The organism is Streptomyces katrae (assembly GCF_000717655.1).
Taxonomy (GTDB): domain Bacteria; phylum Actinomycetota; class Actinomycetes; order Streptomycetales; family Streptomycetaceae; genus Streptomyces; species Streptomyces katrae_B.
In genome coordinates this window covers 23,426-47,075 of record NZ_JNZY01000041.1, presented here as the reverse complement: position 1 = coordinate 47,075, position 23,650 = coordinate 23,426, and the positions used below count along the sequence as shown (strand labels likewise).

The following is a 23,650-nucleotide window of genomic DNA, read 5'->3' as shown; positions in this document are numbered from 1 at the left end:
CTACCAGGTGCGGCCGGGCGTAGGAGCGGGCAGCCGTGATCAGATCGGCGGACATGGCTTCAGCCTCTGTCGCACCGACGGCATCGGCACGCCTTCGCAGCCGAGCGGGTGACCTCAAGCGGGCGCCCACGGCCTGGGCGGCGCCGTCCGGAGCCGGTCCACGCCAAACCGTCCGCCCTCAGACTGGGGTGTGCCCGAGGATCCCCGCATCCCGTCCTGCCTCCGTCTTCGTGACGGCCCGTAGCACCGGCTCACGGCTGAACGCAGTCAGCCGGAGGCGAGCACTGAGTCATCGAGGGTGCCCGTGCCCGGCAAATGGTGGCGGGCCGCGATCAGGGCGGCGTGCACGTCCGTCGTACCGGTGGCCACGCACAGGGCGCGCTCGACGGCCTCGATCTCCTTGCGCACGGGCGAGTCGCCTTCCGCGGCATCGAGTACGGACAGCGCCCAATAGCGGTCGACGAGGCCGGGGAGCACGGCCGGGTGAGCCATCAACATGGGGGTTGCCTTTCGCCAGCGGATCCATCAGGTGGCCGTCGCCTACCCTGCCGATCACCGTTGAACCCCGCCACAGTCTGCTCCCCCTCCGGCCCCTCACGAGGGTCGAGACGCTCGAGCCTCCCTGCTCGGGCGCGGCCGCGGGATGAGGTCGGCAGGGTGAGGGCGGCCAGGTGGCTGTGGGCGGTCTCGGCGAGTTTCGGCGGTCTCGCGACTGCCCGGCCCCAGCCACACCAGTGCTCACCGCAGGACCTGCCCAGACCGAGGCCGCCCGTACCGCCCGTACCGCCCGTACCGCCCGTCCCTGCCGGTCTGCCGGGTGACAGCAGGTCAGGTCAGGGCGGCGATCACTTCCTTGGCCGCCCGCTCCCCCTCGGTCGCCCCGCCTTCCATGAAGCCCTGGAAGTCGTAGCTGCAGTGCTCGCCGCCGATGTGGATCCGGCCCTGCGCGGTGCCCTCGTACTTGGCGTACTTGTGCAGGTAGCCGGTCGGCCAGAACGAGTACGCGCCGAGCGAGTACGGGTTGCGGTGCCAGGCAGACAGCTGTGCCCGACCGGTCCAGGCCGCCTTGGTGCCGGGGAAGAAGGAGTCGATCCCGGTGAGCATCCGGCCCGCGAGGGCGCGTACGTAGGGGTCGGAATCGGTGGCGAAGGGGCTGCCGGGGGTGAGCGAGCCGGCCAGGCTTCCGCCACCGTACTGGAGGAGGATGCCCCCGTTGCCCGGCTGGACCCTGGTGGTGTCCCAGGTCTGCTGGACATCGCTGTCGGTGAAACAGTCGCCCGCGGAGACTCCTGGCCAGGGGCCGGTGCCGCGCCAAGGGCGACTGGTGAACTGCATGTTGAGCTTGGTGCAGTGGCCCATGCGGGCGTCGCGCAGCAAGTTCTTCATCAACGGGTCGAAGCCGGCCGCGGTGATGTCGATCTGCTGGAGGATCGGCAGCGGCAGGCACAGGACGGTGTGATCGGCCACGACCGTGCGGGTGGCGCCCGCGTCGTTGAAGGTCAGCGTCTGGGTGCCGTCGGCGGAGACGCGTACGGCGACCAGCTCGCGGCCCATGACGAGCGATCCGGCGGGCAGGGCCTGGGCCATGGCGTTCGGCAGCTGGTCGTTGCCGCCAGTGATGTGGTAGCGCTCGTTGGACAGGCCCCAGACGTTGAAGTTGCCCGGGTTGGGCTGGTAGCCCATCAGCAGGACGAGCGCCAACGCCGACTGCTGGTCGGTGTCGGCCCCGTACTCGACGTTGTACGCCACATCGATGAAGCGGCCCAGCTGTGAGCCGTGCCCGCCCGGGATCCGGGTCTCGATCCACTCGTACAGGGTCATGTTGTCGAGCGCGGTCCCCGCCGGGGTCGAAGAGTTCCAAGAGACTTCGCCAGCCGCCTGGAGGTCCCGGTGCAGCGCTTGGTAGACGGCCTTGAAGTCCTCGTCGGCCTGGGTGCGCGCATAGTAGACCCCGTTGAACCGGAGGATTTCCTCGGCGCCGTTCGGCCCGCCGCCGAGGAAGTCCTCGACGGGCAGGTTGAAGCGGCGGCACAGTTCCAGGATCTTCTTGTGGCTGGTGTCGATCAGCTCGCCGCCGATCTCGGAGGTCTGCCCGTACGCCCACAGGGAGCGCTGGCTCCACATCCGGCCTCCGACACGGCTCGGATCGGCTTCGTAGAGCGTGCAGGCGACGCCCGCGTCCTTGAGGGTGAGGGCAGCGGTCAGCCCCGAGATCCCGGCGCCCACCACGGCCACGCGGGCGGGTGTGACGGGCTTCTTCTCGGGCGGGGCCGCCACAGCACGGGCGCTCGCGGAGGCTCCCGCCGCCGAGGCGACGGCGGCGCCGAGCCCGAGGACGGCGGCCCGGCCGAGGAGCTGGCGGCGGGTGGAGCCGCGAACCTCGGCGACGGGCAGGCCGAGCCGGCGGGCGGCGGCGTGTTCGGCGGCGAGCCGACGGAGCTCGTGCATCAGTGGCGTACGGGCCATGTTCGTGGCTCCTCGTCAGATGTTCGCGGCGGAGGGGGTGGGGGTGCCGGTGAGCTCGTCGGTGCGTTCGGCCGCGTCCTCCAGGACGACGCGGCCGATGATCGCGTAGCGCTCGGGGGCCTTGTACTTGAGCCACAGGCCGAGTCCGAGGCCGCCGAAGAAGACGGCCCCGACGATCCAAGGGATCAGCGTGAAGAAGAACGAGTCGGCGGCCAGCCCGGCCGCCGTCCGCATGTTGACCAGCAGCAGGACGACCACGGCGGCCATGGCGATGCCGCCGGCCAGCGGAGCCGTGAAGGTGCGGAACCAGTGCCGGTCCTCGGGGTGGTTCTTGCGGAAGTAGCCGATCACGGCGAATGAGCACAGGGTCTGGACGATGAGGATCGCCATCGTGCCGAGGATCGCGAGCAGCGTGTACAGGTGGATGTACGGGTCCTGTCCGGTCAGCCAGAACAGTGCGACCAGGCCAGTGGCAATGGCTGTCTGCATCATGGAGGAGACGTACGGGGACCCGTGCTTGACGTGCGTACGGCCCAGGCCCGGGTGCAGGAAGCCCTCGCGGCCGATGGCGTAGAGGTAGCGGGCGGCGCACTGGTGGAAGGCCATGCCGCAGGCGAAGGAGCCGGTGAGCAGCAGCCATTGGAAGGCGTCCACGGCCCATCCGCCGATGAAGGTCCGGGTGGGCGCGAAGAACAGGTCGAGCGGGCTCGCGGAGGCGGAGAGCTCCACCGACTCGGCCAGGCCGTTACCGGCGATGGTCATCCAGGAGACGTAGATGTAGAAGAGGCCGACGCCGATGACCGAGATCAGGGTGGCCTTGGGGATGACCCGCTTCGGGTCGCGGGACTCCTCCCCGTACATGGCGGTGGATTCGAAGCCGACCCAGGACCAGAACGCGAAGAAGAGCCCGAGTCCGGCGGAGGTGCCGGTGAAGGCGTTCTTCGGGTTCACGGGCTCGAGAGGGATCGCGTCCGGGCCGCCGCCCGCGACCAGAACGGCGGTTGCGACGGCGAACAGGACGGCGATCTCGGCGACGAGCATCACCCCCAGCGCCTTGGCAGTGAGGTTGATGTCGAAATGCGCGAGGATGGCGGTGGCCGCCAGCATGGCGGCTGCGTAGACGATCCAGGGCAGGTCGATGCCGAGTTGGTCGTGGACGGTGGTCTTGGCGAAGTAGGAGAAGACACCGACGATCGAGGCCTCGAAGACGATATAGGCGAGGACCGCGAGCATGCCGGAGGCCATGCCGGCGATCCGGCCGAGGCCGTGTGAGATGTACCCGTAGAAGGCGCCGGCCGCGGTGATCCGCTTGGCCATGGCGACGTAGCCGACGGCGAAGACGGTCAGCACCGCGGTCGCGAAGAGGTAGCCGGCGGGGGCGCCGGTCCCATTGCCGAAGCCCACGGCGATGGGGAGGTTCCCGGTCATCGCGGTGATGGGGGCGGCGGTGGCCACGGCCATGAAGACGACGCCCACCAGGCCCACCGAATTGGCTTTGAGCCGTTGCACCTGGGGTGCGTCGCCGCCCGTGCCGGTATCCGTGCTCATAGATCCTCGTTCCTGTCGTGAGGGCGCTCACTCTCACCCCGCGTGACGTATGCCACAATCGACAGGCGGCCCTTTAATTGCCATGCAGATACGACGAGTTGTCGAGTGGGACGGGCATGGGGCGATCCTCGTGCCCCCCCGGGACGTCGGTGTCGCGGCCGAACGGCTCTCCCTCGCAGCGGTGTGGTCTCACGGGCCGCCGCCCTTGCGTCGTCAGTTCGCCGAGTGGAGGGTGGCCGTCCTCTTCAGCGCCGGGATGACTTGGTCCACGTACGAGACGCACAACTTGAGATACGGCCCCGCGCCCGCGCGCGGAGCCGTATCACCGGCCCTCCCCGGCTTCGCTCCGGGGACCGAGCCGGGAAGGCTGGACCGGCAGTGCCACCTGGATCTGTGCGCCGGCGGTGTGCCGGCGCTGTGGCTCGCCCGGGCGGATGGGGCGTCCCCTGTCTCGTCGCCTCGGGGCTGAGCGCCGCCGGCGCTCGTCTCCCCTGTCCGCCAGGGACGACGCTGCTCCGGAGCCGTAGGAGGGCAGGACGGCCCCGACGCGTCATTTGGTCCAGATGTCCAGCAGTTGGTTGGCCGCACGGAAGTTATCGGGTGAATCCACGTTGCACACGACGGTGACGGCAGTGTTCCGGTCCGGGCTGACCTTGAAGGTGCTGTGAAACCCCTCCCAGTCGCCGCGATGCACCAGGCTGTTGTCGGGGAGAAGCAGGATTCCGGCCCCGTAGCGCCCTTCTTCGATGCCGCGCGGGCGCAGGACGTCGCCCACACTCACCGCTCCCTGCGTCACCCCGGCGAGCAGTTCCGTGCCACCGATGCGACCAGTGCGGTAATTGTCGGCCCAGCGGACGAACTCTCCAGGGGTGGTCTGGACGGATCCGTCTCCGTACTGTCTCCAGGGGGATGAATTGGAGGTGAAGGAGCCGTCCTTCTCGTCGTACGACTTCGCCTTGCCGGGAACGTCCACCGCAGGGGACAAAGTCATGCGCAGGTGCAGGGGCGTGAAGAATTCCTGTTGGAGGAAGGCCGGGAACGGCTTGCCGGTGACCCTCTCGACGACATGTGCCAGGAGGACGTAGTTGGAGTTGGAGTAGGAGAAACGCTTGCCTGGCGGATCTTCCGGCTGTGAGGCGAGGATGGCCGCGATCGCTTCCTTCTGGCCGGCCGGATCCGTCAGCTTGATGCCCTTGGCCTCCAGCAGATCCTGGTAGTCGGTGATACCAGTGGTGTGACGCATCAGGTCGCCCACCGTGACGTTCCGCGTCCATGCGGGCGGGTTGTCGAGGAAGTCCGACAGGGGGCCGTTCAGGGCGAGTCGGTGTCGCCCGGCCAACAGAAGGACGGCGTCCGCGGTGAATTGCTTCGAGTTGGATGCCATGTCGAAGACCGTCTTCGAGGTGATGGCGCGCCCTGAGGTCAGATCGGCTTTCCCTCTCCCCGCCTCCCAGACCACGCTTCCCCGTGTGCCGACAGCTGCCGCACAGCCCGGGCCGTCAGGAGAAGGCACCAGCTCCTGGAGTACATCTGCGCTGCGCTTCTCGCGGTCATCGCCGGTCGCGTACGCCCGGGGGCTTGCGACAGCGGTCAGTACGACCAACACCATGGCGCCCCCGGCGGTGCACAACGACGCCATCCGATTCACGGACACCACCTTCTTCCTCTGGGGTGGAGGCTCAGGGAACGATGTCGAACTTCGGGGCTTGAGGTCACTTCGGAGTGATCACCGAATTCGTCAGACCGTGGGCGGGCTGGCCGATGACCTGCACCGAGCCGGCGGCGCGGGCGCGGACGAAGCGCTCCGGACGTCCGCGGCCGAGTTCCTCGATCGCAGCCGGGACGTCGACGGGTGGGATCGCCTTGGCGACCAGCACGTAGGGACCCGGCACGAAGCGTGACGCGGCGGCCGTGCCAAGCCCGGTGGTATCCGTATGCCGTGGCGCGGGGCCCGCCGGCGCCGGGCCGAGGTCCACCAGGACCAGAGCGGCCCCTGCAACCGGCGCCCCGGGAGGGAAGCTGTGCTCTGCCATGTGATCCCGTTCCTCTGCCGATCAACGGCTGCCCCACCGGTCGATGCCGTGGCGGTGTGGGCGGAACGCACGCAATCAACGCTACCGGCTGGTCCGAAGACGCGCACAGGGACGCGGGAGGCGGCCACCGGCACTCGCGTCCGCTCGGCCGGGTGTCGCTGCTGTCTCCGGCCGCCGCCGGATGTGTTCCAGAGGCGGGACTTTAGGGAGACGGCGAGGGTCGGTGAGGCGCCAACCCGGACACCGGCCGTACCGGTGCTCACCGGTCCGTGTCGTCCTCCGCGTTCGCCGGCTGCTCCCGGGCCGGAGCAACCGGTGCCGCGTCCGTCGCGCTCGCGCCGGGGCGGGCGCGGAGGTATCCGACCACCGTGTTGCCCACCGCGACGAGCGGGACCGCCACGACGGCCCCGTCGATTCCGGCGACGGTGCCGCCCGTGGCAACGGCCAAGACCACGGCCAGCGGGTAACCCGCATCAGTACCCAGACGGTGGCGGCGAGCACCAGGAACCGCCAACCGGCTCGGCGGCCACCCGCCCCCCAGGGCACCTGCCGCCGCGGGGTTCCGCGCGCCGGCACCGTCACCGGGTCGCATCTCCGGAGGAACCGAGTCCTCCCGCTCTGCGGCATCCTCAGCGTCCCGCTGGGCCTGGAGCCGCGCTCGACGCCCGCGGAGCCCTGCGGCACGCTTCTGCACACGCCCGAGCCATCCGGGCAGGCCGGGCAGTCGAAGTCGGTTCACCGCGGAGTCCCTCCGGGTCGTTCGCGTAAGAGGATTCCTTCCAGGCTGGCCTGCGCCCTGCCCAGTGGCACCCCGGCGCCTGATCGTGAGCACGGCCCCCCATCCCGCTTCGCCTTCCGTCCGTGCGCGCGCAGCTCCTGCCCAAGCGCCTCGCGGGACGCCAAGTGGGCCGCAGCGGGCAGCCGGTGCAGCAGTGGACCGTGCTGCTGCGCCTTCCCCAGGCCGTCTCTGGACCGACGGTCAGCCGAGCCAGACGATGTCCAGGACGGACAAGTGCCGTGTGAGCTGGTTGATGACGTAGACGACGGACACTTGTCCGATGGAGGCGGCCCGTATGTCTTCGCCCTCGGGATCACCGGTATTCCACTGCGGCCAGCCCCAGGGGGAGCGGGTGGCGAGGTCAAGGACATCACGGATCATCTCCGTCGCGGGCTCGGGAAGGCCGGTGAGCGCCTTCGCCGCGTGCGGGGATATTCGCACCGTCCAGGGCGTACTGGTCACCGGCGGGTCCCGAGGACGTCCTCGAGGGCGACGAAGTCGGTCTCGTCGCGACCGGAGTCGACGTACGCGTCCACGGCCGGGGCCGAGGCGACGCGCAGCTGCCAGGTACGGATGACGTCGTGCAACGGGGTAAGTGAGTAAGTGTGACGGGAGTCTTCCAGGGCCTTGGCCCAGTCACGCTCGAAGGCCGGCACCCATTGCGCGGCGCGGCGGTCGACACGCAGCTGCTCCCGCAACTGGGCCGCGGCGGCCGGGGCCGGCACGGGCAGCGGGGCGGGCGCGTACTCGGGCTGGGCACTCATGGCGTCCTCCAACGATCCTCTTCGACACCCTAGCGAAGTCAAGGGCCCAGCGGCCCCGTTCGTTGTACCCGTTGCCGCCGTCGCAGTGAAGTCGGTGTGGCCAAGGGTGCCGGCCGGGAGGCGGGGAGCCGGTTCGCTCCGGCTGCCAGCTGTCGGCACTTCGGCACTTCGTCCTGGCATCGAACCAGTCGGAGGGGCTTCGCCTTCTACGGCTGGATCAACCAACGTTCACCGGCCCACGACGGCACGTAGGCGCCGGCCGGCCCCTGCAACCGTGCGTCGGGCTTCCACGTCCAGAGGGCATGAGGGATAACACACCACGTCGGGCCGGCATGGAGCCAAGGGGCGAGCGTCGGGCCGGATACTTCCTCGCCGGCCTCGGTGCAGCGGCCGGGCTGGCTGTCTGGGCACCGCGGGCTGCGTTCAGTATCGACGGGGGATTCGAGGGCCACGCCCGCGATCTGAACGTGGTCTTCGTCGACCTGCCGCTCATCCTGCTCGGCGGAGCGCTGTTGCCGCTCCTCTCCTGGGCCTTGGCCATCAGGCGGGTGCCTCCGTGGGCTGCGGCCGTCGCGGCCTTGGCCGCGCTCGCGCTCGGGGGGTGGGGTCTCACCGAGTGGTGGACCCCCCGTCAGCATCCAGACCCCGGCTACGACATGCCCGGGATGTGACAGCGTCCATGTGCCGCCACGCCCCCGTCCACAGGGCAAGCCCCGGCCGATGCGGCACCCCCCGCCCCAGCCGGTCGCCGGTCGCCCCTGGCCGCCGATGCGGCGGGCCCGGCGGCCGCGCCAGGCCCCGCCGCTTCGCGGCCGTCTTCCCCCGAACGCTGCGGCCGCCGCGTACTGGGCGACGGGACCCCCCCTCCGGCAAGCGGTCCTGGGTGGGCCCCGTACGACATTCCGGGTTGACCCTTGGGAGGTACCGCGATGAGCGACCTCGGTACGCGACGGCCTTACCGCCCGCGTGGCTGGAGGATGTGCGACGGGAGAGGAGCCGGCCTCAGAACATGGTGTTGTCGTTCCGGGAGGTGGGTGGGACGACCTGCAGTACGTCCCAGTGCTCTACGATCCTGCCGTCCCGGTCGAAGCGGAAGATGTCGATGCCTGCGTACTCCTCGTCGGGCCAGGTCTGATGGCAGTGCAGGACGACGTGGTCGCCTTCGGCAACGGCGCGCTTGAACTCGACGTGCTTGCCCGGGTATTCGGCGGCCATGCGTTCGAAGTAGTCGATGAACGCCTGCTTACCGTCGGCTACGTGCGGGTTGTGCTGGATGTACGTGTCGCCGGCGTACCGGTCGATGGCCTCGGCGGGGCGGCACTGGTTGAACATCAGGTCGTAGAACGCCATGGCGCTGGACTTGTTCTTCTCTGAGTCGCTCATGACGTGACCGTAGTGCAACTGCGGACGTCGACCCTCGCGGCTCCACTCCACCGTACCGCTGCACCAGCCCACCGCAGGCGGAGCACCCCGAAACGCAGGGAAGGGGCGCGACGCCGGCCGTTGGGGCCGTTGGCGCCATGGCCACCGAGCGCCCCGAGCTGTACACCTGCCTCGACGACCGCTGCTTCTCCGTCCCCAACGGACTCGTCTTCTCCCCCGACGAGCGGCAGTTGTTCGTCTCCCACACCCGGGGCGGCGCCATCCGCGTATTCGACGTGCACGCGGCCGGCGGCCGCCTCACGGACGGCGAAGTCTTCGCCAAGGCCGACCCGGAGGGCGGCCCGAGCGCAACGCCTCTTCATCACCCCCGAGACCGGCCTCTACTCGGTGGTCATGGCGGGCACGGGCAGCCACCCGACGGGCCCGGGCCGCCGCCCGTGGCTCGACGGCTGCTCGGCCCGCCCCGGTCGCGATGCCCGAGCAAACCGTCCGCTACGTCGTTGGCGACATGACCGACGCCATCGACCGGCGGCAGCACCCTGCACGGCTGCCGGTCGTCCCGGCGCGCCACCGTTCACCTCAGGGCTGCGCCTTGCCCCTCGCTAGCCCGGAGATACCAGACCCGGCTTCACCGGTGAGGCAGGGCGCCGCTGTCGGCGGCGGCCTGTTGGCCGGGTGTCCGCCGGATCTCCGGAGACCCCGTACTGCGGTCCTACTTGTCGGCGACGAGCGTGCCCGCCGCGCCCCAGCTGTCCGCCGGGACCTCGTGGATCCACACCTGGACGGTCTCGGCCGGGATCTTGTACGCGTCGACGAAGGCGTCCGTGACCCGCTTGACGAGCTCGCGCTTCAGCTCGACATCGCGGGGACCCTGCTGAACGGTGACGATGGGCATGACCGAACTCCCTTGCCAGCGGCGGCTTCCCGGCCTTTCCGGGTCACTCACCGGCATGACCCCAGTCCATCGGATCCGTGCGGCCCGACCAAGGAGCAGACCGCGACCGCAACGATCAGCTCTCGTGATCGCTGCTGGTCGGGAGGGGTGTGAGCACCTTCAGGAGCGCCTCGAGAGCAGCGGGCGGGCTCTCGCGCCGGACGGCCAGGCCGATGGGCAGGGCCAGGCCGGGGGCACGGAACGGGCGGAAGGCGACCCGGGGGCTGAGCAGCACGCGTGCGTGGGCCGCGTACACCACGGTCCACATCGGTACGGGGCCGGCACCGATGGTGGCGAGGGTGTCCTGCAGCGAGCCGCTGACCGGTCCGGGCATCGGCTCGAAGCCGGCTGCGTGGCAGGATCCGACGACCAGGTCGACGAGGGCCGGGTTGTTGCGGCGGGCGGTGATGCAGAGCCGCAGGCCAGCCAGATCGGAGAGGGCCAGTTCCGTCTCGCGGGCGAGTGGATGCGCCGCCGGGAGGGCCGCTACCAGGGGGTCTTTCCACAGGGGCAGGATCCGCACACCCGGTGCGGGCTCCAGGGAACGTAGGAACGCGGCGTCAAGGCGGCCGTCCGCAACCTGCTCCAGGCGGTCGTGGGCCGGGGCCGAAACCAGCTGGACCACGGTCTCGGGGGCGAGGACGGCCAGGTCACCGAGCACCCGGTCCAGGTATTCACCGAGGCCGGTGCTGGTGCCCAGGCGCAGGCCTGCCCCTTCCCGGACGGCGGCCCTGGCCCGATCGGCGGCGGCGAGCACCGCCCGCGCCTCGGGCAACAGCCGCTCCCCCGCGCCGGTGAGTCGAACGTGGCGTGGCGAGCGGTCGAAGAGATCGGCCCCCAGCTCCCTTTCCAGCCGCTGCACTTGCTGGCTGACCGCCGACTGCACGATGTGCAGCCGGTCGGCGGCCCGGCCGAAGTGCAGTTCCTCGGCCACGGTAACGAAGTAGCTCAGCTGCCGCAGTTCCATCTGCCGACTGTAACCGTCGAGGTCAGACGACCATCCGGCAGAGCACGGAGGCGGTCGCGGACAGGGACGACGCCAAGGGCTTCGTGACCACAGCAGCCACAGGGAAATGACCGAGGACGCCGAGGACGCCATGGGGGGAGGCAAAAGGCGTTGCGCGGGAAGGGCGGCGGCTGCATGATCCACGCGTGGACGACACGCCGAGCACGTTCCCGGACTCACTGCCGGCCCTGCGTGCCGCGGCGCGCGAAGCGGGCTTCGACATGTCCTGCGAAGAGCGCACCGGCAGCCTGCTGGCCCTCCTCGCAGCCGCCCGTCCTGGCGGCCGCATCCTCGAACTCGGCACGGGCGTGGGCGAGGGCACCGCTTGGCTCCTCAGCGGGATGGACAGCGCCTCGTCCCTGGTCACCGTCGAACTGGACGAGGTCGTGCAGGAGGTCGCCCGGGAGCAGTTGCGTTCTGATCCACGGGTGACCTTCGTGGCCGGAGACGGCGCTGAATGGCTGCAGACCTACGACGGGGAACCGTTCGACCTGGTGTTCGCGGACACCTGGCCCGGCAAGTTCACGCACCTGGAACGGACTCTGGAACTCGTGGCCTCCGGCGGCACCTATCTGATTGACGACCTCTCCCCGCAGCCCGGTTGGCCCGCGGGCCACGGAGCTGCGGTCCAGCGCCTGCTGACCGACCTGGAAGAGCGCGAGGACTTTCACTCCGTCCGCATGGCCTGGGCGAGCGGACTCCTGATGGCCGTGCGGTCATCCCACGCCCGGATCACTCCACGCCACGGAGGAACAGACTGACGTCGTTGAGACGCGGGGCTCTCTCGACTCGCCGCGAAGGCAGGTCTGGGGCATCGATGGACCCGCAACATCGCCCGCACATAGGGCAGTACGGCGATGTTGCGCTGTGGATGAAAAGCTTTGGCCGTCGATCAGTACCGGGGCTAGGTTTGCCGCATGCGCGAGTTGATCACCGACGACCGTCGGACGTTGGCAGTGGAGGAATGGGGCGACCCCACCGGGATACCGGTCGTCTACCTGCACGGCAGCCCGATGAGCCGACTGGCCCGATACCCGGACGATTCCCTGTTCCACGAGTTCGGCGTCCGGCTGATCACCTATGACCGGCCCGGGTTCGGCGGCTCCACACCGAAGCCGGGGCGTCGGGTCATCGATGCCGCCGCTGACGTCGCGGCCGTCACCGCCGCACTCGGCCTGGACCGCTTCGCGGTGTTCGGAGTGTCCGGGGGCGGCCCGCACGCCATGGCTTTCGCCGCCCGGCATCCCGAACGGGTGACACGGCTGGGGGCGCTGGCGAGCCCGGCGCCACGTGACGCTGCCGGGCTGGACTGGACCGCCGGCATGAGCGAGGGAAACCGTCACAGCGCCGCCGTGGCGTTGACCGGAAGGGAAGCCGTCACGGAACACCTGGCGAATCTCGGAACGGCCGGTTTCCCGCCGCTGCCTGAGATCGAACAGGCGGTCCTCTCCCGACCGGAGATCAGCGCGATGATGGGCGCGGCGTTCGCCGAAGCGGTCCGGCCGGGGCTGGACGGCTGGGTGGACGACGTCACCGCCATCTTCGGCACCGCATGGGGCTTCAACCCGGCGGACATCACGGTCCCGACACGGATCTGGCACGGTGGCCTCGACACCCTGGTGCCCCCTGCGCACGGCGAGTGGCTCGCCGCACGCATGCCGACCGCGACGCTGATCAGACAAGCCGATGCCGGGCACGGCGGCCACTTCGACGCCACCCCCGCGATGCTCGCCTGGCTGATCAGCGACATCAACGGCGAGGCCCACGCCCCCGGAAGCTGACCTCGAGATCACGAGTGGGGGCGATCACGCTGCCCGTGGTGGTGCCCCAGGCGGCCGGGAGCGTGGCTGCCGTGTGAGGGCACAATGGTCCCGTGGGCGCCCAAATCAAGATCTTCAGGCTCTTCAGCTACCAGCCGTGCGGGCACGAACTGCTGGTGCGCGTGGTCCGGCCCGCTGCACCGAACGCCGATCAAGGGGCGTTGGATGCCGCCGACGACGTCGCCGACTCGGCGACGGAACATCTGTGCACCTGGTGGGAGCAGCGGCGCTTGCAGACCCGGTGTCCACACCGGCACACGTCGAACCTGGTCGCTGAGATGCAGGAGGAACCGGTCGGGGAGGACCTCTTCGGCCCGGGTCGCCGTCAGCTCGGGGTATGGGCGGCGAGGACGGAGTACGGCGCGCCGTGGATGGTCCTCGGGACCGCATCGACCGAAGCGGAATTCTGGCAACAGGTCCAGGACGACCCCGGCCTGCTCCATCTCGGCCCGCTGGCGCCCGCTGAACGGCGTCACGTCTACTTCCTCACCGACGAGGACGTGAAGCGCTGAGCGTACGCTCTGCGGCCGGGGGGCGCGCGCATGCGGGACCGGTCGGCCACGGCCGGGGCGCGTCCGGCTGTCATCCGGCGCGGTCCGCAGCCTCCGGCGCGGTGTGGAGGGCGGCCAGGACCCGGTCGGGGGTCAAGGGCAGTTCCCGCAGCCGCCGGCCGGTGGCTTGACACACGGCGTTGCCGATCGCGGCGGCGGTGCCGACGATGCCGATCTCCCCGATGCCCTTGCTGCCCATCGGGTTGAGGTGCTTGTCGTGCTCGTCGATCCAGTGTGCCTCGATGGCGGGGACGTCGGCGTTGGCCGGCACGTGGTAGGCGGCCAGGTCCCGTTCCGCGAAGTCACCGAACGCCGGGTCGAGCTCGCTGTGCTCGGTCAGCGCCATGCCCAGCCCCATCACCATCCCCCCGATCAGCTGGGAGCGGGCGGTCCGCGGGTTGAGGATGTGGCCGGCGGCGAAGACGCCGAGCAGCCTGCGGACGCGGACCTCGCCCGTGACGGTGTCGGCCTGGACCTCGGCGAAGTGTGCGCCGAACGAGTGGCGTGCGTACGGTGACTTCTGCTTCGCGGACTGGGTGGTGTCGGCGGACGCGGAAAGCCCGGCGGCGGGCATCGGCTCGTGGTGCCGGGCCATCCGGTCGGTCAACGCGGTGCACGCGTCGTGCACCGCCCAGCCCCAGGACGCCGTTCCGGTGGAGCCGCCGGCGACGGGGCCGGGCGGCAGCGAGCTGTTGCCGATGGCCAGCGAGACGGCGTCGAGCGGGACGTGCAGGGCGTCGGCGGCGATCTGGGCCAGGACCGTACGGGCGCCGGTGCCGATGTCGGTGGCGTTGACCTCGACCAGGTAGCTCCCGTCGGGGCGGGCGTGGGCCCGGGCTCCCGAAGGGGCGATGTACACGGGGTAGGTGGCGGCTGCCACACCGGTGCCGATGAGGAGCGGCCCCTCGCTGCGGGGCGGCCGGCGGCCGGCCCAGCCGAACCGGCGTGCGCCCTCGCGCAGGCACTCCACGAGGTGGCGGCTGCTGAACGGGCGGCCGCTGTCGGGCTCGGTGGCGGGGTCGTTGCGCACACGCAGCTCGACGGGGTCCATGCCGAGAGCGTCGGCCAGCTCGTCCATCGCCGACTCCAGGGCGTACATGCCGGGGGTTTCGCCGGGGGCCCGCATCCAGGAGGGCGTGGGCACGTCGAGTGCAGCGACGCGGTGGGTGGTGCGGCTGTCCTGGACGGCGTACATCACCCGGGCGGGCACGGCGGCCTGTTCGACGAACTCGCGCACTTGCGAGGTGTGCGTGGTGACCTCGTGGGTGAGGGCGGTGAGGGTGCCGTCGGAGCGGGCGCCGAGCCGGAGGTGGTGCAGGGTGGGCGCGCGGTGTCCGACGGTGGCGGCCATGTGCTGTCGGGGCAGGGACAGCGTGACGGGGCGTCCGCAGTGCCGGCTGGCCATCACGGCGAGGACGACGTGGGGGCGCGGTGTGCCCTTGGAGCCGAATCCGCCGCCGACGTGCTCGGCCAGGACGGTGATCTGGTCCTCCGGTAGCGCGAACAGCCCGGCCAGGACGCTGCGCACCACCGTGGTGCCCTGGCAGGAGTCGTACACGGTGAGGTGGCCGCGTTCGGCGTCCCAGTCGGCGGTGGCGGCGTGCGGTTCCATGGCGTGGTTGTGCAGCGGCGGAACCGAGTAGCGGACGTCGACGCGTACGGGCGCGGCGGCGAACGCCGCGTCGGGGTCGCCCTGTTCGCGGTGCGCGGGGTAGCCGCCGTTGACCTCGTCGGGGGTGTACAGGCCCGGGTGCCCTTCGCGCAGGGTGACGTCGTGCGGCTCCGCCTCGTAGGTGACCTGTACGGCGTCGGCGGCGGCCCGCGCCCCCTCGAGACTGTCGGCGACGGCCAGCGCCACGTACCAGCCGCGGTGCGGCACCCGCAGGTCCTGCAGGACTTGCAGGGTGGGATCGTCGGAGGGGCCCAGGCGGGGGGCGTCGTAGGGGGTGAGGACGCTCAGTACGCCGGGCAGGGCCAGGGCGTCGGCGGTGTCGACGGCGGTGATCCGGCCGCGGGCAACGGTCGCGGGCACCGGCCAGGCGTAGGCCCGCAGGGGCAGGTGCTGTTCGGCGGCGTAGCGGGCGGCGCCGGTCACCTTCTCCCGGCCTTCGCGCCGCGGGACGGAGGTGCCCAGAGCGGCGGCGGAGGTGGCGGTGGCGGTGGATGCGAGGGTGGCGGAGGTCGGGCTCATCGTGGTCCTGTTCCTGGTCGGTGGCGCCGCTACGGCGTGGCGGGGGAACCGGGGTGCGTGCCGGCCAGCTCGGCGATGGCGTCGCAGGCGAGGTTGCGGGCGAGCGGGATCTTGTACGCGTTGTCGCGCAGGGGCCTCGCCCGGGCGAGTTCGGCGTCGACGGCCGCGCGGACGGCGTCGGGGTGCGGTACGGCGCCGGCCAGCCGGGCCTCGGCGGTGGTCGCACGCCAGGGCCGGTGGGCGAGGCCGCCGAAGGCGAGGGCGACCCGGCGTACGCGGCCGTCGTCGAGGTCGAGGACGACGGCGACCGAAGCAAGGGCGAAGGCGTACGAGGCGCGTTCGCGGGCCTTGCGGTAGAGGGAGACGGCGCCCGGCGCGCCGGCGGGCAGGATCACCGCCGTGATGATCTCCCCGGGGCGGACGACGGTGTCCTGATCGGGCCGGTCCGCGGGCAGCCGGTGGAACTCGGCGGCCGCGACGGTACGGGTGGCTCCCGCCTCGCCGTACAGCTCGACTTCGGCGTCCAGCGCGGCGAGGGCCACGGCCATGTCGGAGGGGTGGGTCGCGATGCAGTGCTCGGAGTGTCCGAGTACCGCGTGGTCGCGGTGGAGGCCGTCGCGGGCCCCGCAGCCGCTGCCGGGTTCGCGCTTGTTGCAGGGTTTGGAGAGGTCCTGGAAGTAGCCGCAGCGGGTGCGCTGGAGCAGGTTTCCGCCGGTGGTGGCGACGTTGCGCAGCTGGCCGGAGGCACCGGAGAGCAGCGCCCGGCTGAGGAGCGGGTAGCGGGTGCGCACCAGCGGGTCGGCGGCCAGGTCGCTGTTGCGGACCGTGGCGCCCACGCGCAAGCCGCCGTCGGGGAGTTCGCTGATCTCCCCCAGCGGGAGGCGGGAGACGTCGATGAGGGCGCTGGGGGTCTCGACGCCCAGTTTCATCAGGTCCACGAGGTTGGTGCCGCCGCCGAGATAGCGGGAGCCGGGGTGGGCGGCGTAGGCGTCGGCCGCCTCCTGGAGGCTGGTGGCGCGTACGTAGGCGAAGGGCCTCACGCGGTCACCTCCGCACCGGTCCCGGTGGCCGCGGCTTCGGCTCCCGCCTCGGCGACGGCTCGGACGATCGCGGGGTAGGCGCCGCAGCGGCAGAGGTTCCCGCTGAGCCGCTCCCTGATCTCCTCGGCGGTCAGCACGGCGGGGCCGGAGGCCGCCACGATCGCGGCGGCGGTGACGTGCGAGGGGTGGCCGGCGGCGGCTTCCCGGAGCGCGCCGACCGCGGAGCAGAGCTGGCCGGGGGTGCAGTAGCCGCACTGGAAGGCGTCGTGCTCCATGAAGGCGCGCTGGAGGGGGTGGAGGGCGCCGTCGGGGCCGGCCAGGCCCTCGACGGTGGTGATCTCACAGCCGTCGAGGGCCACGGCGAGGAGCAGGCAGCTGTTGGCGCGCCGGCCGTCGACCAGGACGGTGCAGGCACCGCACTGCCCGTGGTCGCAGGCCTTCTTGGCACCGGTCAGGTCCAGGTGCTCGCGCAGGGCGTCGAGCAGCGTGACCCGGTGGTCCAGGTCGAGGTCGTGGTGGACACCGTTGACGCGGAGGGTCACCCGGGAGCGGGGGGCCCCGGCGGACGGGTCGTCCGGCGTGCGCGGCGCCGGTCCGGGGCCGCCATCGGGGGCAGGCCGGTGGGCGGGCGGGTCGGTTGCGTGAGCCACAACGAGCTCCCTTGACGTCTGTTTGAGGAGGAATATCCCTTCGAGTGCCCAGCCTGGCCCCTCGCACGCCCGAGCGCGCCGCACGCCCCCGCCGACCTCCCCCGTACGGCCCACGATCGGGTGTCACGGCACAGAGCGGCGGGACGCGCCGTCGTGGTGCGAATCGGATGCACGACGACGGTGCGGGCATGAACCGGAATCGCCGCCGGGAACGGCAAGTGGCCGCCCCTTTTCATCCCCAGGGGCGGCCGCCTGCTTCAACGAGTCAAAGCGCCTGTGTCAGGCACTCATGATGGGTCCGTCTATAAGGTGTCTCCCGTCTGCGGACATGGCGATGAAAGGTTCTACAGGAAAGCATCCGATCCCGTTATGCGGGCCCTCAGGACCGGAATCGCGGATCGTACGGGACTGAAACGAGCTCCTGGCGGGGGGCTTGCTCCTTTCTTCGGTGCCCGCCTGTGGATGGGCGCCCAGGCAAGGAACTTCAGGCGGATGCCGCGGCCGACAGCCGTCCACCGGTCAGCCAGATTCGCGACATCGCATCGGCCAGAGCCGGGAATCTGGCGGCCTCACAGATCATTTCCGAGAGCACGAGCATTCCATGTGCCGTGCACTTCGGATCGCGGTTCCGGTGCAGCCGGATCACCGCGTCGCCCAGGGGCCGGCGCCCCAGGAAGATCCCCAAACGCCGCACGGCGGCGGCCGTCTCCAGGTCGGATCGGTCTCCACCGAACGGCAGGGCTTCGGTTCGGCGGATCCCCGGTGGCGAAATGGAGTCCCTGACGTGGCGGACGCACGCTTCCGGCGGGACCTGCCCATTCTCGAAAGTGTTGCGGAACCCGACGATGCGCATGCCCGTGTTGTGCAGGCGGAGCTCGATGTAGAGCTCGAGGGACAAACCTCGCAGCTGAACACGCAGGGGCAGGTAAGCCATTTCCCCCGGCCCTCGCGAGGCCCCGCCGAAGAATCCCTGCGCATCCTCCGCCCTCGACCGGATGGTCGACGTCAGGAGCCGATACTCGTCCGCCGATGCGTACGCCGGGGAAAATGACACGGGTTTCAGCATGGCCGCCCACATCAGGGGAGGCCGCCGGACATCGACCTTCCCCGAAGTAATCTGACCGCGATCGGTTCGATCCTGCCGTATTCACGCATACGCATCCACCACCTTCGACGTCGTCCCCATCGCAGGGTTCGGATCGGTTCCGTCCTTTGTAGTCGTCCTGGTGGCGGCCGGGGAAATACTTGGCCTGTGATGCTAAGAATTGAGCGCGTGATTCCGGTGGTCGGCCCCCGTGCCGGACAGGAAGCGGCTTGATGGCCGCTCCGGGGGACCGGGGCGGTCACCAGGTCTCGCCGCCCGTGGCCCGCGTCAGGTGCCCGGTCGCGATCAGGGGATACATAGGGTGGTCGATGCGGACGCCGATGGCATCCCCGACAGCCACCAACCCGACGAGGCAGAACAAGCCGCCACACAGCACAACTGACCGCATCGGAGACGCCATGGCGATCACCCTGCTCAGCATCGCCATAGTGGTGGCTGCCCTCGTCATCAGGACGGCAGTCGCCGAAATCCGCCGGCCCGGCAGCGGACGCAAGCACTGGAGGTTCCTCACCCGGCCACGAGCCCTCGCCACCGGCGCCCTCACCGCCCTGCTGCTCGGCCTCCTCGCCTGGGCCACGGCGGGACCAGTCGCAGCGGCCTGGGCCGTGCTCGCCGGCGCGCTCGTCGCCTACGTGGCCGGAACCGAGGAACGCGACGACTGACGAGGTGGTGCAGGTGAGCGATGCGGCGCACGGCGTGATGGACACCGTCGCCCTCCTACGGTGGCCGTCAGCCCTCGCGGCCCGGCAGGAGCTCCTTGGCCTTGGCCACGGCGAAACCCCAGCCCTGGGCCAGGGTCGGTTTGCCGGGCACGGCCACTTCCTCCGGGTTGGTGAGCACGTCCAGCAGGACCGGCCCCGGCGTCTCGAAGGCCCGGCGTACGCCCTCGTGGAGCTCGGCCGGGTCGGTGACCCGGATCCCCGTCAGGCCGAGTGCCGCGGCAACCGCGGCGAAATCGGGGTTGTCGAGTTCCGTGCCGAATTCGGGCAGGCCCGCCTGCTCCTGTTCCAGCTTGACCATGCCCAGGCGGCGGTTGTCGAAGACGACGAGCTTCACCGGCAGCCGGTACGTCTTGATGGTCATGAGGTCGCCGAGCAGCATGCTCAGCCCGCCGTCCCCGCAGAGCGCGACGATCTGCCGGTCGGGCGCCCACAGCTGGGCACCGAGGGCCTGGGGCATGGCGTTGGCCATCGAGCCGAGGTTGTACGAGCCGATGAGGCGGCGGTCGCCGTGCATGGTGACGAAGCGGGAGAGCCAGACGGTGGCCATGCCGGTGTCGGAGGTGAAGACGGCGTCGGCGTCTGCGTAGGCGTCCACCGCCGCGGCCAGCGCCTCGGGGCGGACGGCGTGATCGCGGTTGTCCAGGGCGGCCCGTAGCTTCCCGGTCCAGCGGTGCTCGTGCGTGGGGTCGGCCAGCCGCTGCTGTCCCTCCTGCCACCGGAGGAAACGCTCCCGGGCGTCGTCGAGGTGTGCACGGTCCGGGACCGGCTTCAACAGCGGCAGCAGCGCCCGCAGCGTGGCTCCGACATCACCGGCCAGGCCCACGTCCACGGGGGTGCGCCGTCCCAGGTGGTCCTCGCGGGAGTCGATCTGGATCACCTTGACGTCCTTCGGGTACCACTCCCGGTAGGGGAAGTCGGTCCCCAGCATGAAGAGGACGTCCCCGCTGTCGAGCGCATGGGCGGCGGCGGGGTTGCCGATGAGGCCGGTCTGGCCCACCTGGAAAGCGTTGTCGTCCTCGAAGCCCTCCTTCGCCTTCAACGTGAGCACCATGGGCGCCGCGAGCAGCTCGGCGGTCCGCAGGACCTCGGTGCGGGCCTCGCGGGCGCCCTGGCCGACGAGCAGGGTCACCCGGGACGCGGCGTTCAGCAGCTCGCCGGCCCGGGCGAGGGCCGGGTCGTCGGGCCGGGTGACGGCGCGGTCGAGGGCGAAGCGCGTGGGCCTGTCGTCGCTCAGCTCCTGATCGCCCAGGTCGCCGGGGACGGTCAGGACGGCCACTCCGCCCCGGGTCACGGCGGCGCGTACGGCCGATTCGAGCAGGCGCGGCATCTGGTCCGGGGAGGTGACGGTGGCCCGGTGGACGGCGACGTCGCGGAAGAGCAGGTCGTTGTCGACCTCCTGGAAGTAGTCGCTGCCGATCTCGGCGAGGGGGACCTGGCCGCAGATGGCCAGGACGGGCGTGCGGCTCTTGGCGGCGTCGTAGAGGCCGTTGAGCAAGTGCACGGATCCGGGTCCCACCGTGCCCATGCACACCCCGAGGGTCCCCGAGAGCTGGGACTGCGCCGAGGCGGCGAAGGCCGCGGCCTCCTCGTGCCGGCAGCCGACCCAGTTCAGGCCGACGGATGTGCGGATCGCTTCGGTCAGCGGGTTCAACGCGTCTCCGACGACGCCGAAGACGTGCCGGACGCCGAGTTCCTCGAGTGCGTCGACGATGACGTGGGCGACGGTGCGTGCCACGGGACTGCCCTTCGTTTGCCGGTTCAGCGGCCGGTTCAGCGGGTGAAGCGGCCGGGGTCGGCCGCCTTCCAGTCGGCTGCCCAGCTTTCGGGCGGCGATGCGAGCAGTTCTCCGGGGGCGAGCCAGGCGTGGAGTTCGGCGTACGAGCGGACGGTGTGCGGGTCCACCCGCTGGAGCAGCATGTGGGGGCGCAGTCCGCGCGCGTCGTCGACGCCCATGGCCGCCATGATCTGCAGCGCGCTCTTGACGGTCGCTTCCTGGTAGCGCCGTACGCGCTGCGCCTTGTCACCGACGTCCAGGGCCCGGGCGCGCCGCTCGTCCTGGGTGGCGACCCCGACGGGGCAGGTGTTGGTGTGGCAGCGCTGGGCCTGGATGCAACCGATCGCGAACATCATGGCGCGGGCCGAGTTGGTGTAGTCGGCGCCTTGGACCATGCGTTTGACGAGGTCGCTGCCGGTGGCGACCTTTCCGGAGGCTCCGATCCGGATGCGGTCGCGCAGCCCGGAGCCGACGAGGGCGTTGTGGACGGTCATCAGGCCGTCGCCCAGCGGCAGGCCCACATGGTCGGCGAACTCCAGGGGCGCCGCGCCCGTGCCGCCCTCCGCCCCGTCGACGACGATGAAGTCGGGGGTGACGTCCGCCTCCCGCATGGCCTTGCACACGGCGAGGAACTCACGGCGCGAGCCGACGCACAGCTTGAACCCCACGGGCTTGCCGCCGGCGAGCTCCCGCATGCGGGCTAGGAAGCGCACCAGCTCGCGCGGGGTGGAGTACACGCGGTGGAACGGCGGCGAGACGACGGTCTCCCCCTGCGGCACTCCGCGCACCTGCGCGATCTCCGCGTTCACCTTGGCACCGGGCAGGACGCCGCCGATGCCCGGCTTGGCGCCCTGGCTGATCTTCAGCGACACGCACTTGACCTGCGGGTGTGCGGCCTTGTCGGCGAACTGCCGCTCGTCGAAGCCGCCGTCGTCGGTACGGCACCCGAAGTACCCGGTGCCGATCTCCCACACGAGGTCCCCGCCGGGGCGCAGGTGGTACTCGGACACTCCGCCTTCGCCGGTGTCGTGGGCGAAGCCGCCCAGCTTCGCCCCCGTGTTGAGGGCGAGGACGGCGTTGGCGGACAGGGAGCCGAAGCTCATCGCCGAGACGTTGAGCAGGGACATGTCGTACGGCTCGGTGCAGTCGGGCCCGCCGACCCGGACCCGGGGCGGTTCGGCCGGCACCGGGTGCGGGGCCATGGACGGGGTGAGGTATTCGCTCCCGGGCCGGTGGAGATCGAGCTCCGTGCCGAACGGCTCCTCCGCGTCGGTGCCCTTGGCCCGCTCGTAGACGATGCTGCGGGTGTCGCGGTCGAAGGGGCTGCCGTCGACGTTCCGCTCGATGAAGTACTGCTGTATCTCCGGCCGCAGCGCCTCCAGGGCGAACCGGAGGTGCCCGAGCAGGGGGTAGTTCCGCAGGACGGAATGCCGGCGTTGCAGGAGGTCGTACGAGGCCACCAGGACGAGCAGCAGCGAGGGGCCGGCCACGGCCCACCACCAGGGCGAGAGGAGGAGGGCGGCGACCGCGGCGAGTGCCGCTGCGGCGCCGGGCAGGATCAGGGCAAGTGTCTTCAGCACACCCCGCTTGTGTCCCGACGACCGCGCGCCAAGCATTCCCGGGGGTGTCGGGGTCGCGGGCGCGTGGGAGGCGCGGCTCACCCCGCCGCCTACGGCCGGGCGGGCGCGGATCCAGTTGCTCCGGCGGCGTCCGGCGCGGGGGCCTGTCCTGATGCATGTCCGGGTACCGGTGCCGGTGCCGGGTCCAGCACGATGCGCGGCAGGGCATCCGGGTGCTTCTCCGCCAGCCAGGCGACCAGTTGCTCCCGCACGGCGCAGCGCGCCGTCCACAGGTCGTCGGGGTCCTTGGCCGTGACGATGACCCGCACCACGATGGTGGAGGGCGTCGTCTCGGTGACGGCGAGGTCCCAGCCGCGGCCGTCCCACTCCTTGCAGTTGTGGAGGATCTCCTCGGCCTTGTCGCGCATGAGGTCCACGGGTGCGCGGTGGTCGCAGTGGAGGAAGACGGTGCCGGTCATCTGGATGCCACCGCGTGACCAGTTCTCGAAGGGGCGGGTGGTGAAGTACGAGACGGGCATGGTGATGCGGCGTTCGTCCCAGGTCCGTACGGCGAGGAAGGTGAGGGTGATGTCCTCGACCACCCCCCACTCGCCTGCGACGACGACCGTGTCGCCGATGCGCACCATGTCGCCGAAGGCGATCTGGAAGCCCGCGAAGAGGTTCCCGAGGGTGGACTGGGCGGCGACGCCGGCCACGATTCCGATGATTCCGGCGGAGGCCAGCACGGAGGTGCCGAGCGCGCGGAAGCTCGGGAAGGTGACGAGCATCGCGGCGACCGCGATGACGGCCACGAGGACCGTCACCACCCGCATGATCAGGGTCACCTGGGTGCGGACGCGGCGCAGTCGGGCCGGGTCGCGGGTGGCGGTGGCGTAGCGGGCGTACCCCGACTCGACGATGGCGGAGGCCACGGCCACCAGCAGCCAGGCCCCCGCGCCGATCAGGGTGAGGGAGAGCACCCGGCCCACGGCGGCGGCGTGGTCGTGCAGCGGCGGCCACGCGATCTGCCGGTAGGCGCCCCTGAGCAGAGCGGCGAGCAGCACGATCAGCAGGGCGCGCCGGCTCCGGCGCAGCAGGTTCCACAGGGGTGTCTCGGGGTGGCGTGCGTCGGCTCGGCGCAGCAGCAGGTCGACCACCCAACCGGCCGCGAGGGCGAGCAGGATCGAGCCGCCCAGGACGGTCAGCACACGAAGAGCGCTGTTCATATCTCCTCAACGGATGTAGGTGACATGGACGTCCACGCCCCTGCCCACTGGGAGGGAGCTGACACAGGAGGTGTGGGTTCCCTTCCGTTTCTCTGCGGCA

At 70.9% G+C, this 23,650-nt stretch carries 23 protein-coding genes and 1 pseudogene; 6 read left to right on the top strand and 18 right to left on the bottom strand.

All coding sequences use genetic code 11. The features are described from left to right. Positions 1-267: 267 nt before the first annotated feature. The 8 genes and pseudogenes from IF09_RS0132820 to IF09_RS0132785 form a co-directional block, all read right to left on the bottom strand. Positions 268-498, bottom strand: coding sequence for a DUF5133 domain-containing protein (locus IF09_RS0132820; protein ID WP_030302032.1), 231 nt, complete (start codon positions 496-498; stop codon positions 268-270). 330 nt (positions 499-828) lie between these two features. Beyond that, positions 829-2,466, bottom strand: a complete 1,638-nt coding sequence (locus IF09_RS0132815) for a flavin monoamine oxidase family protein (protein ID WP_030302031.1) — start codon at positions 2,464-2,466, stop codon at positions 829-831. 15 nt (positions 2,467-2,481) lie between these two features. Next, complete coding sequence (locus tag IF09_RS0132810; protein ID WP_037636660.1) at positions 2,482-4,014, bottom strand: APC family permease; 1,533 nt, start codon at positions 4,012-4,014, stop codon at positions 2,482-2,484. A gap of 550 nt (positions 4,015-4,564) precedes the next feature. Then, a complete protein-coding gene (locus IF09_RS0132805) occupies positions 4,565-5,653 on the bottom strand; it encodes a serine hydrolase domain-containing protein (protein ID WP_078613594.1) in 1,089 nt (362 codons plus the stop codon). A gap of 73 nt (positions 5,654-5,726) precedes the next feature. Further along, complete coding sequence (locus tag IF09_RS47555; RefSeq protein ID WP_030302026.1) at positions 5,727-6,047, bottom strand: hypothetical protein; 321 nt, start codon at positions 6,045-6,047, stop codon at positions 5,727-5,729. A 259-nt stretch (positions 6,048-6,306) separates the two neighbouring features. Further along, positions 6,307-6,513: pseudogene (locus tag IF09_RS0132795) on the bottom strand (AI-2E family transporter); the annotation flags it as partial. A 513-nt stretch (positions 6,514-7,026) separates the two neighbouring features. After that, a complete protein-coding gene (locus tag IF09_RS0132790; RefSeq protein ID WP_030302022.1) occupies positions 7,027-7,287 on the bottom strand; it encodes a hypothetical protein in 261 nt (86 codons plus the stop codon). After that, complete coding sequence (locus IF09_RS0132785; protein ID WP_030302020.1) at positions 7,284-7,589, bottom strand: DUF6247 family protein; 306 nt, start codon at positions 7,587-7,589, stop codon at positions 7,284-7,286. The genes IF09_RS0132790 and IF09_RS0132785 overlap by 4 nt, the downstream gene beginning before the upstream one ends. Positions 7,590-7,921: 332 nt before the next feature. Between IF09_RS0132785 and IF09_RS0132780 the strand changes: the two genes are divergently transcribed. Beyond that, positions 7,922-8,260, top strand: coding sequence for a hypothetical protein (locus IF09_RS0132780; protein ID WP_030302018.1), 339 nt, complete (start codon positions 7,922-7,924; stop codon positions 8,258-8,260). 331 nt (positions 8,261-8,591) lie between these two features. Here the strand turns inward: IF09_RS0132780 and IF09_RS0132775 are convergent, their stop codons facing one another. Then, entirely contained in the window at positions 8,592-8,972 is a 381-nt protein-coding gene (locus IF09_RS0132775) for a nuclear transport factor 2 family protein (protein WP_030302016.1), read from the bottom strand. Between the two features lie 137 nt (positions 8,973-9,109). Between IF09_RS0132775 and IF09_RS43770 the strand changes: the two genes are divergently transcribed. Further along, complete coding sequence (locus IF09_RS43770; RefSeq protein WP_078613593.1) at positions 9,110-9,484, top strand: SMP-30/gluconolactonase/LRE family protein; 375 nt, start codon at positions 9,110-9,112, stop codon at positions 9,482-9,484. Between the two features lie 200 nt (positions 9,485-9,684). Here the strand turns inward: IF09_RS43770 and dmpI are convergent, their stop codons facing one another. Both dmpI and IF09_RS0132765 read right to left on the bottom strand, forming a co-directional pair. Then, positions 9,685-9,867 carry a 4-oxalocrotonate tautomerase DmpI gene (dmpI, locus tag IF09_RS0132770; protein WP_030302014.1) on the bottom strand — a complete coding sequence of 61 codons (183 nt, stop codon included), beginning with the start codon at positions 9,865-9,867 and terminating at the stop codon, positions 9,685-9,687. A 115-nt stretch (positions 9,868-9,982) separates the two neighbouring features. Then, positions 9,983-10,873 carry a LysR family transcriptional regulator gene (locus IF09_RS0132765; protein WP_051833295.1) on the bottom strand — a complete coding sequence of 297 codons (891 nt, stop codon included), beginning with the start codon at positions 10,871-10,873 and terminating at the stop codon, positions 9,983-9,985. Positions 10,874-11,058: 185 nt separating this feature from the next. On the opposite strand from IF09_RS0132765, the gene IF09_RS0132760 reads away from it, so the two are divergent. The 3 genes from IF09_RS0132760 to IF09_RS0132750 all read left to right on the top strand — a co-directional run bounded on the left by IF09_RS0132760 (position 11,059) and on the right by IF09_RS0132750 (position 13,244). After that, complete coding sequence (locus IF09_RS0132760; protein WP_030302012.1) at positions 11,059-11,673, top strand: O-methyltransferase; 615 nt, start codon at positions 11,059-11,061, stop codon at positions 11,671-11,673. Positions 11,674-11,829: 156 nt separating this feature from the next. Then, positions 11,830-12,693: an alpha/beta fold hydrolase gene (locus IF09_RS0132755; protein WP_030302011.1), complete on the top strand. Its 864-nt coding sequence runs from the start codon at positions 11,830-11,832 to the stop codon at positions 12,691-12,693. Between the two features lie 92 nt (positions 12,694-12,785). After that, positions 12,786-13,244 carry a hypothetical protein gene (locus IF09_RS0132750; protein WP_030302010.1) on the top strand — a complete coding sequence of 153 codons (459 nt, stop codon included), beginning with the start codon at positions 12,786-12,788 and terminating at the stop codon, positions 13,242-13,244. Between the two features lie 70 nt (positions 13,245-13,314). Here IF09_RS0132750 and IF09_RS0132745 read toward each other — a convergent pair whose 3' ends face one another. From IF09_RS0132745 to IF09_RS0132730, 4 genes are all read right to left on the bottom strand, one after another. Then, positions 13,315-15,474 carry a xanthine dehydrogenase family protein molybdopterin-binding subunit gene (locus IF09_RS0132745; RefSeq protein ID WP_051833293.1) on the bottom strand — a complete coding sequence of 720 codons (2,160 nt, stop codon included), beginning with the start codon at positions 15,472-15,474 and terminating at the stop codon, positions 13,315-13,317. 29 nt (positions 15,475-15,503) lie between these two features. After that, the gene (locus tag IF09_RS0132740; protein ID WP_030302008.1) at positions 15,504-16,514 is read right to left on the bottom strand and encodes an FAD binding domain-containing protein; all 1,011 of its coding nucleotides are present in this window, start codon (positions 16,512-16,514) and stop codon (positions 15,504-15,506) included. Continuing rightward, positions 16,511-17,164 (bottom strand): 2Fe-2S iron-sulfur cluster-binding protein, encoded by a 654-nt coding sequence (locus IF09_RS0132735; RefSeq protein ID WP_030302006.1) that lies wholly within the window; start codon positions 17,162-17,164, stop codon positions 16,511-16,513. Before IF09_RS0132735 ends, IF09_RS0132740 begins: the two co-directional genes overlap by 4 nt. 484 nt (positions 17,165-17,648) lie before the next feature. Next, the gene (locus IF09_RS0132730; protein WP_234321235.1) at positions 17,649-18,230 is read right to left on the bottom strand and encodes a ribosome-inactivating family protein; all 582 of its coding nucleotides are present in this window, start codon (positions 18,228-18,230) and stop codon (positions 17,649-17,651) included. 437 nt (positions 18,231-18,667) lie between these two features. Between IF09_RS0132730 and IF09_RS0132720 the strand changes: the two genes are divergently transcribed. Continuing rightward, positions 18,668-18,931, top strand: a complete 264-nt coding sequence (locus IF09_RS0132720; RefSeq protein ID WP_030302001.1) for a hypothetical protein — start codon at positions 18,668-18,670, stop codon at positions 18,929-18,931. A gap of 67 nt (positions 18,932-18,998) precedes the next feature. On the opposite strand, the gene IF09_RS0132715 is transcribed toward IF09_RS0132720, so the two are convergent. Genes IF09_RS0132715 through IF09_RS0132705 form a run of 3 tightly spaced genes read right to left on the bottom strand, consistent with a single transcriptional unit; the run spans position 18,999 to position 23,550 of the window. Continuing rightward, positions 18,999-20,726, bottom strand: coding sequence for a thiamine pyrophosphate-dependent enzyme (locus tag IF09_RS0132715; protein WP_030301998.1), 1,728 nt, complete (start codon positions 20,724-20,726; stop codon positions 18,999-19,001). Positions 20,727-20,761: 35 nt separating this feature from the next. Continuing rightward, positions 20,762-22,381 carry an FMN-binding glutamate synthase family protein gene (locus tag IF09_RS0132710; RefSeq protein WP_051833291.1) on the bottom strand — a complete coding sequence of 540 codons (1,620 nt, stop codon included), beginning with the start codon at positions 22,379-22,381 and terminating at the stop codon, positions 20,762-20,764. Between the two features lie 53 nt (positions 22,382-22,434). Further along, positions 22,435-23,550, bottom strand: coding sequence for a mechanosensitive ion channel family protein (locus IF09_RS0132705; RefSeq protein WP_051833290.1), 1,116 nt, complete (start codon positions 23,548-23,550; stop codon positions 22,435-22,437). Between the last annotated feature and the right edge of the window lie 100 nt (positions 23,551-23,650).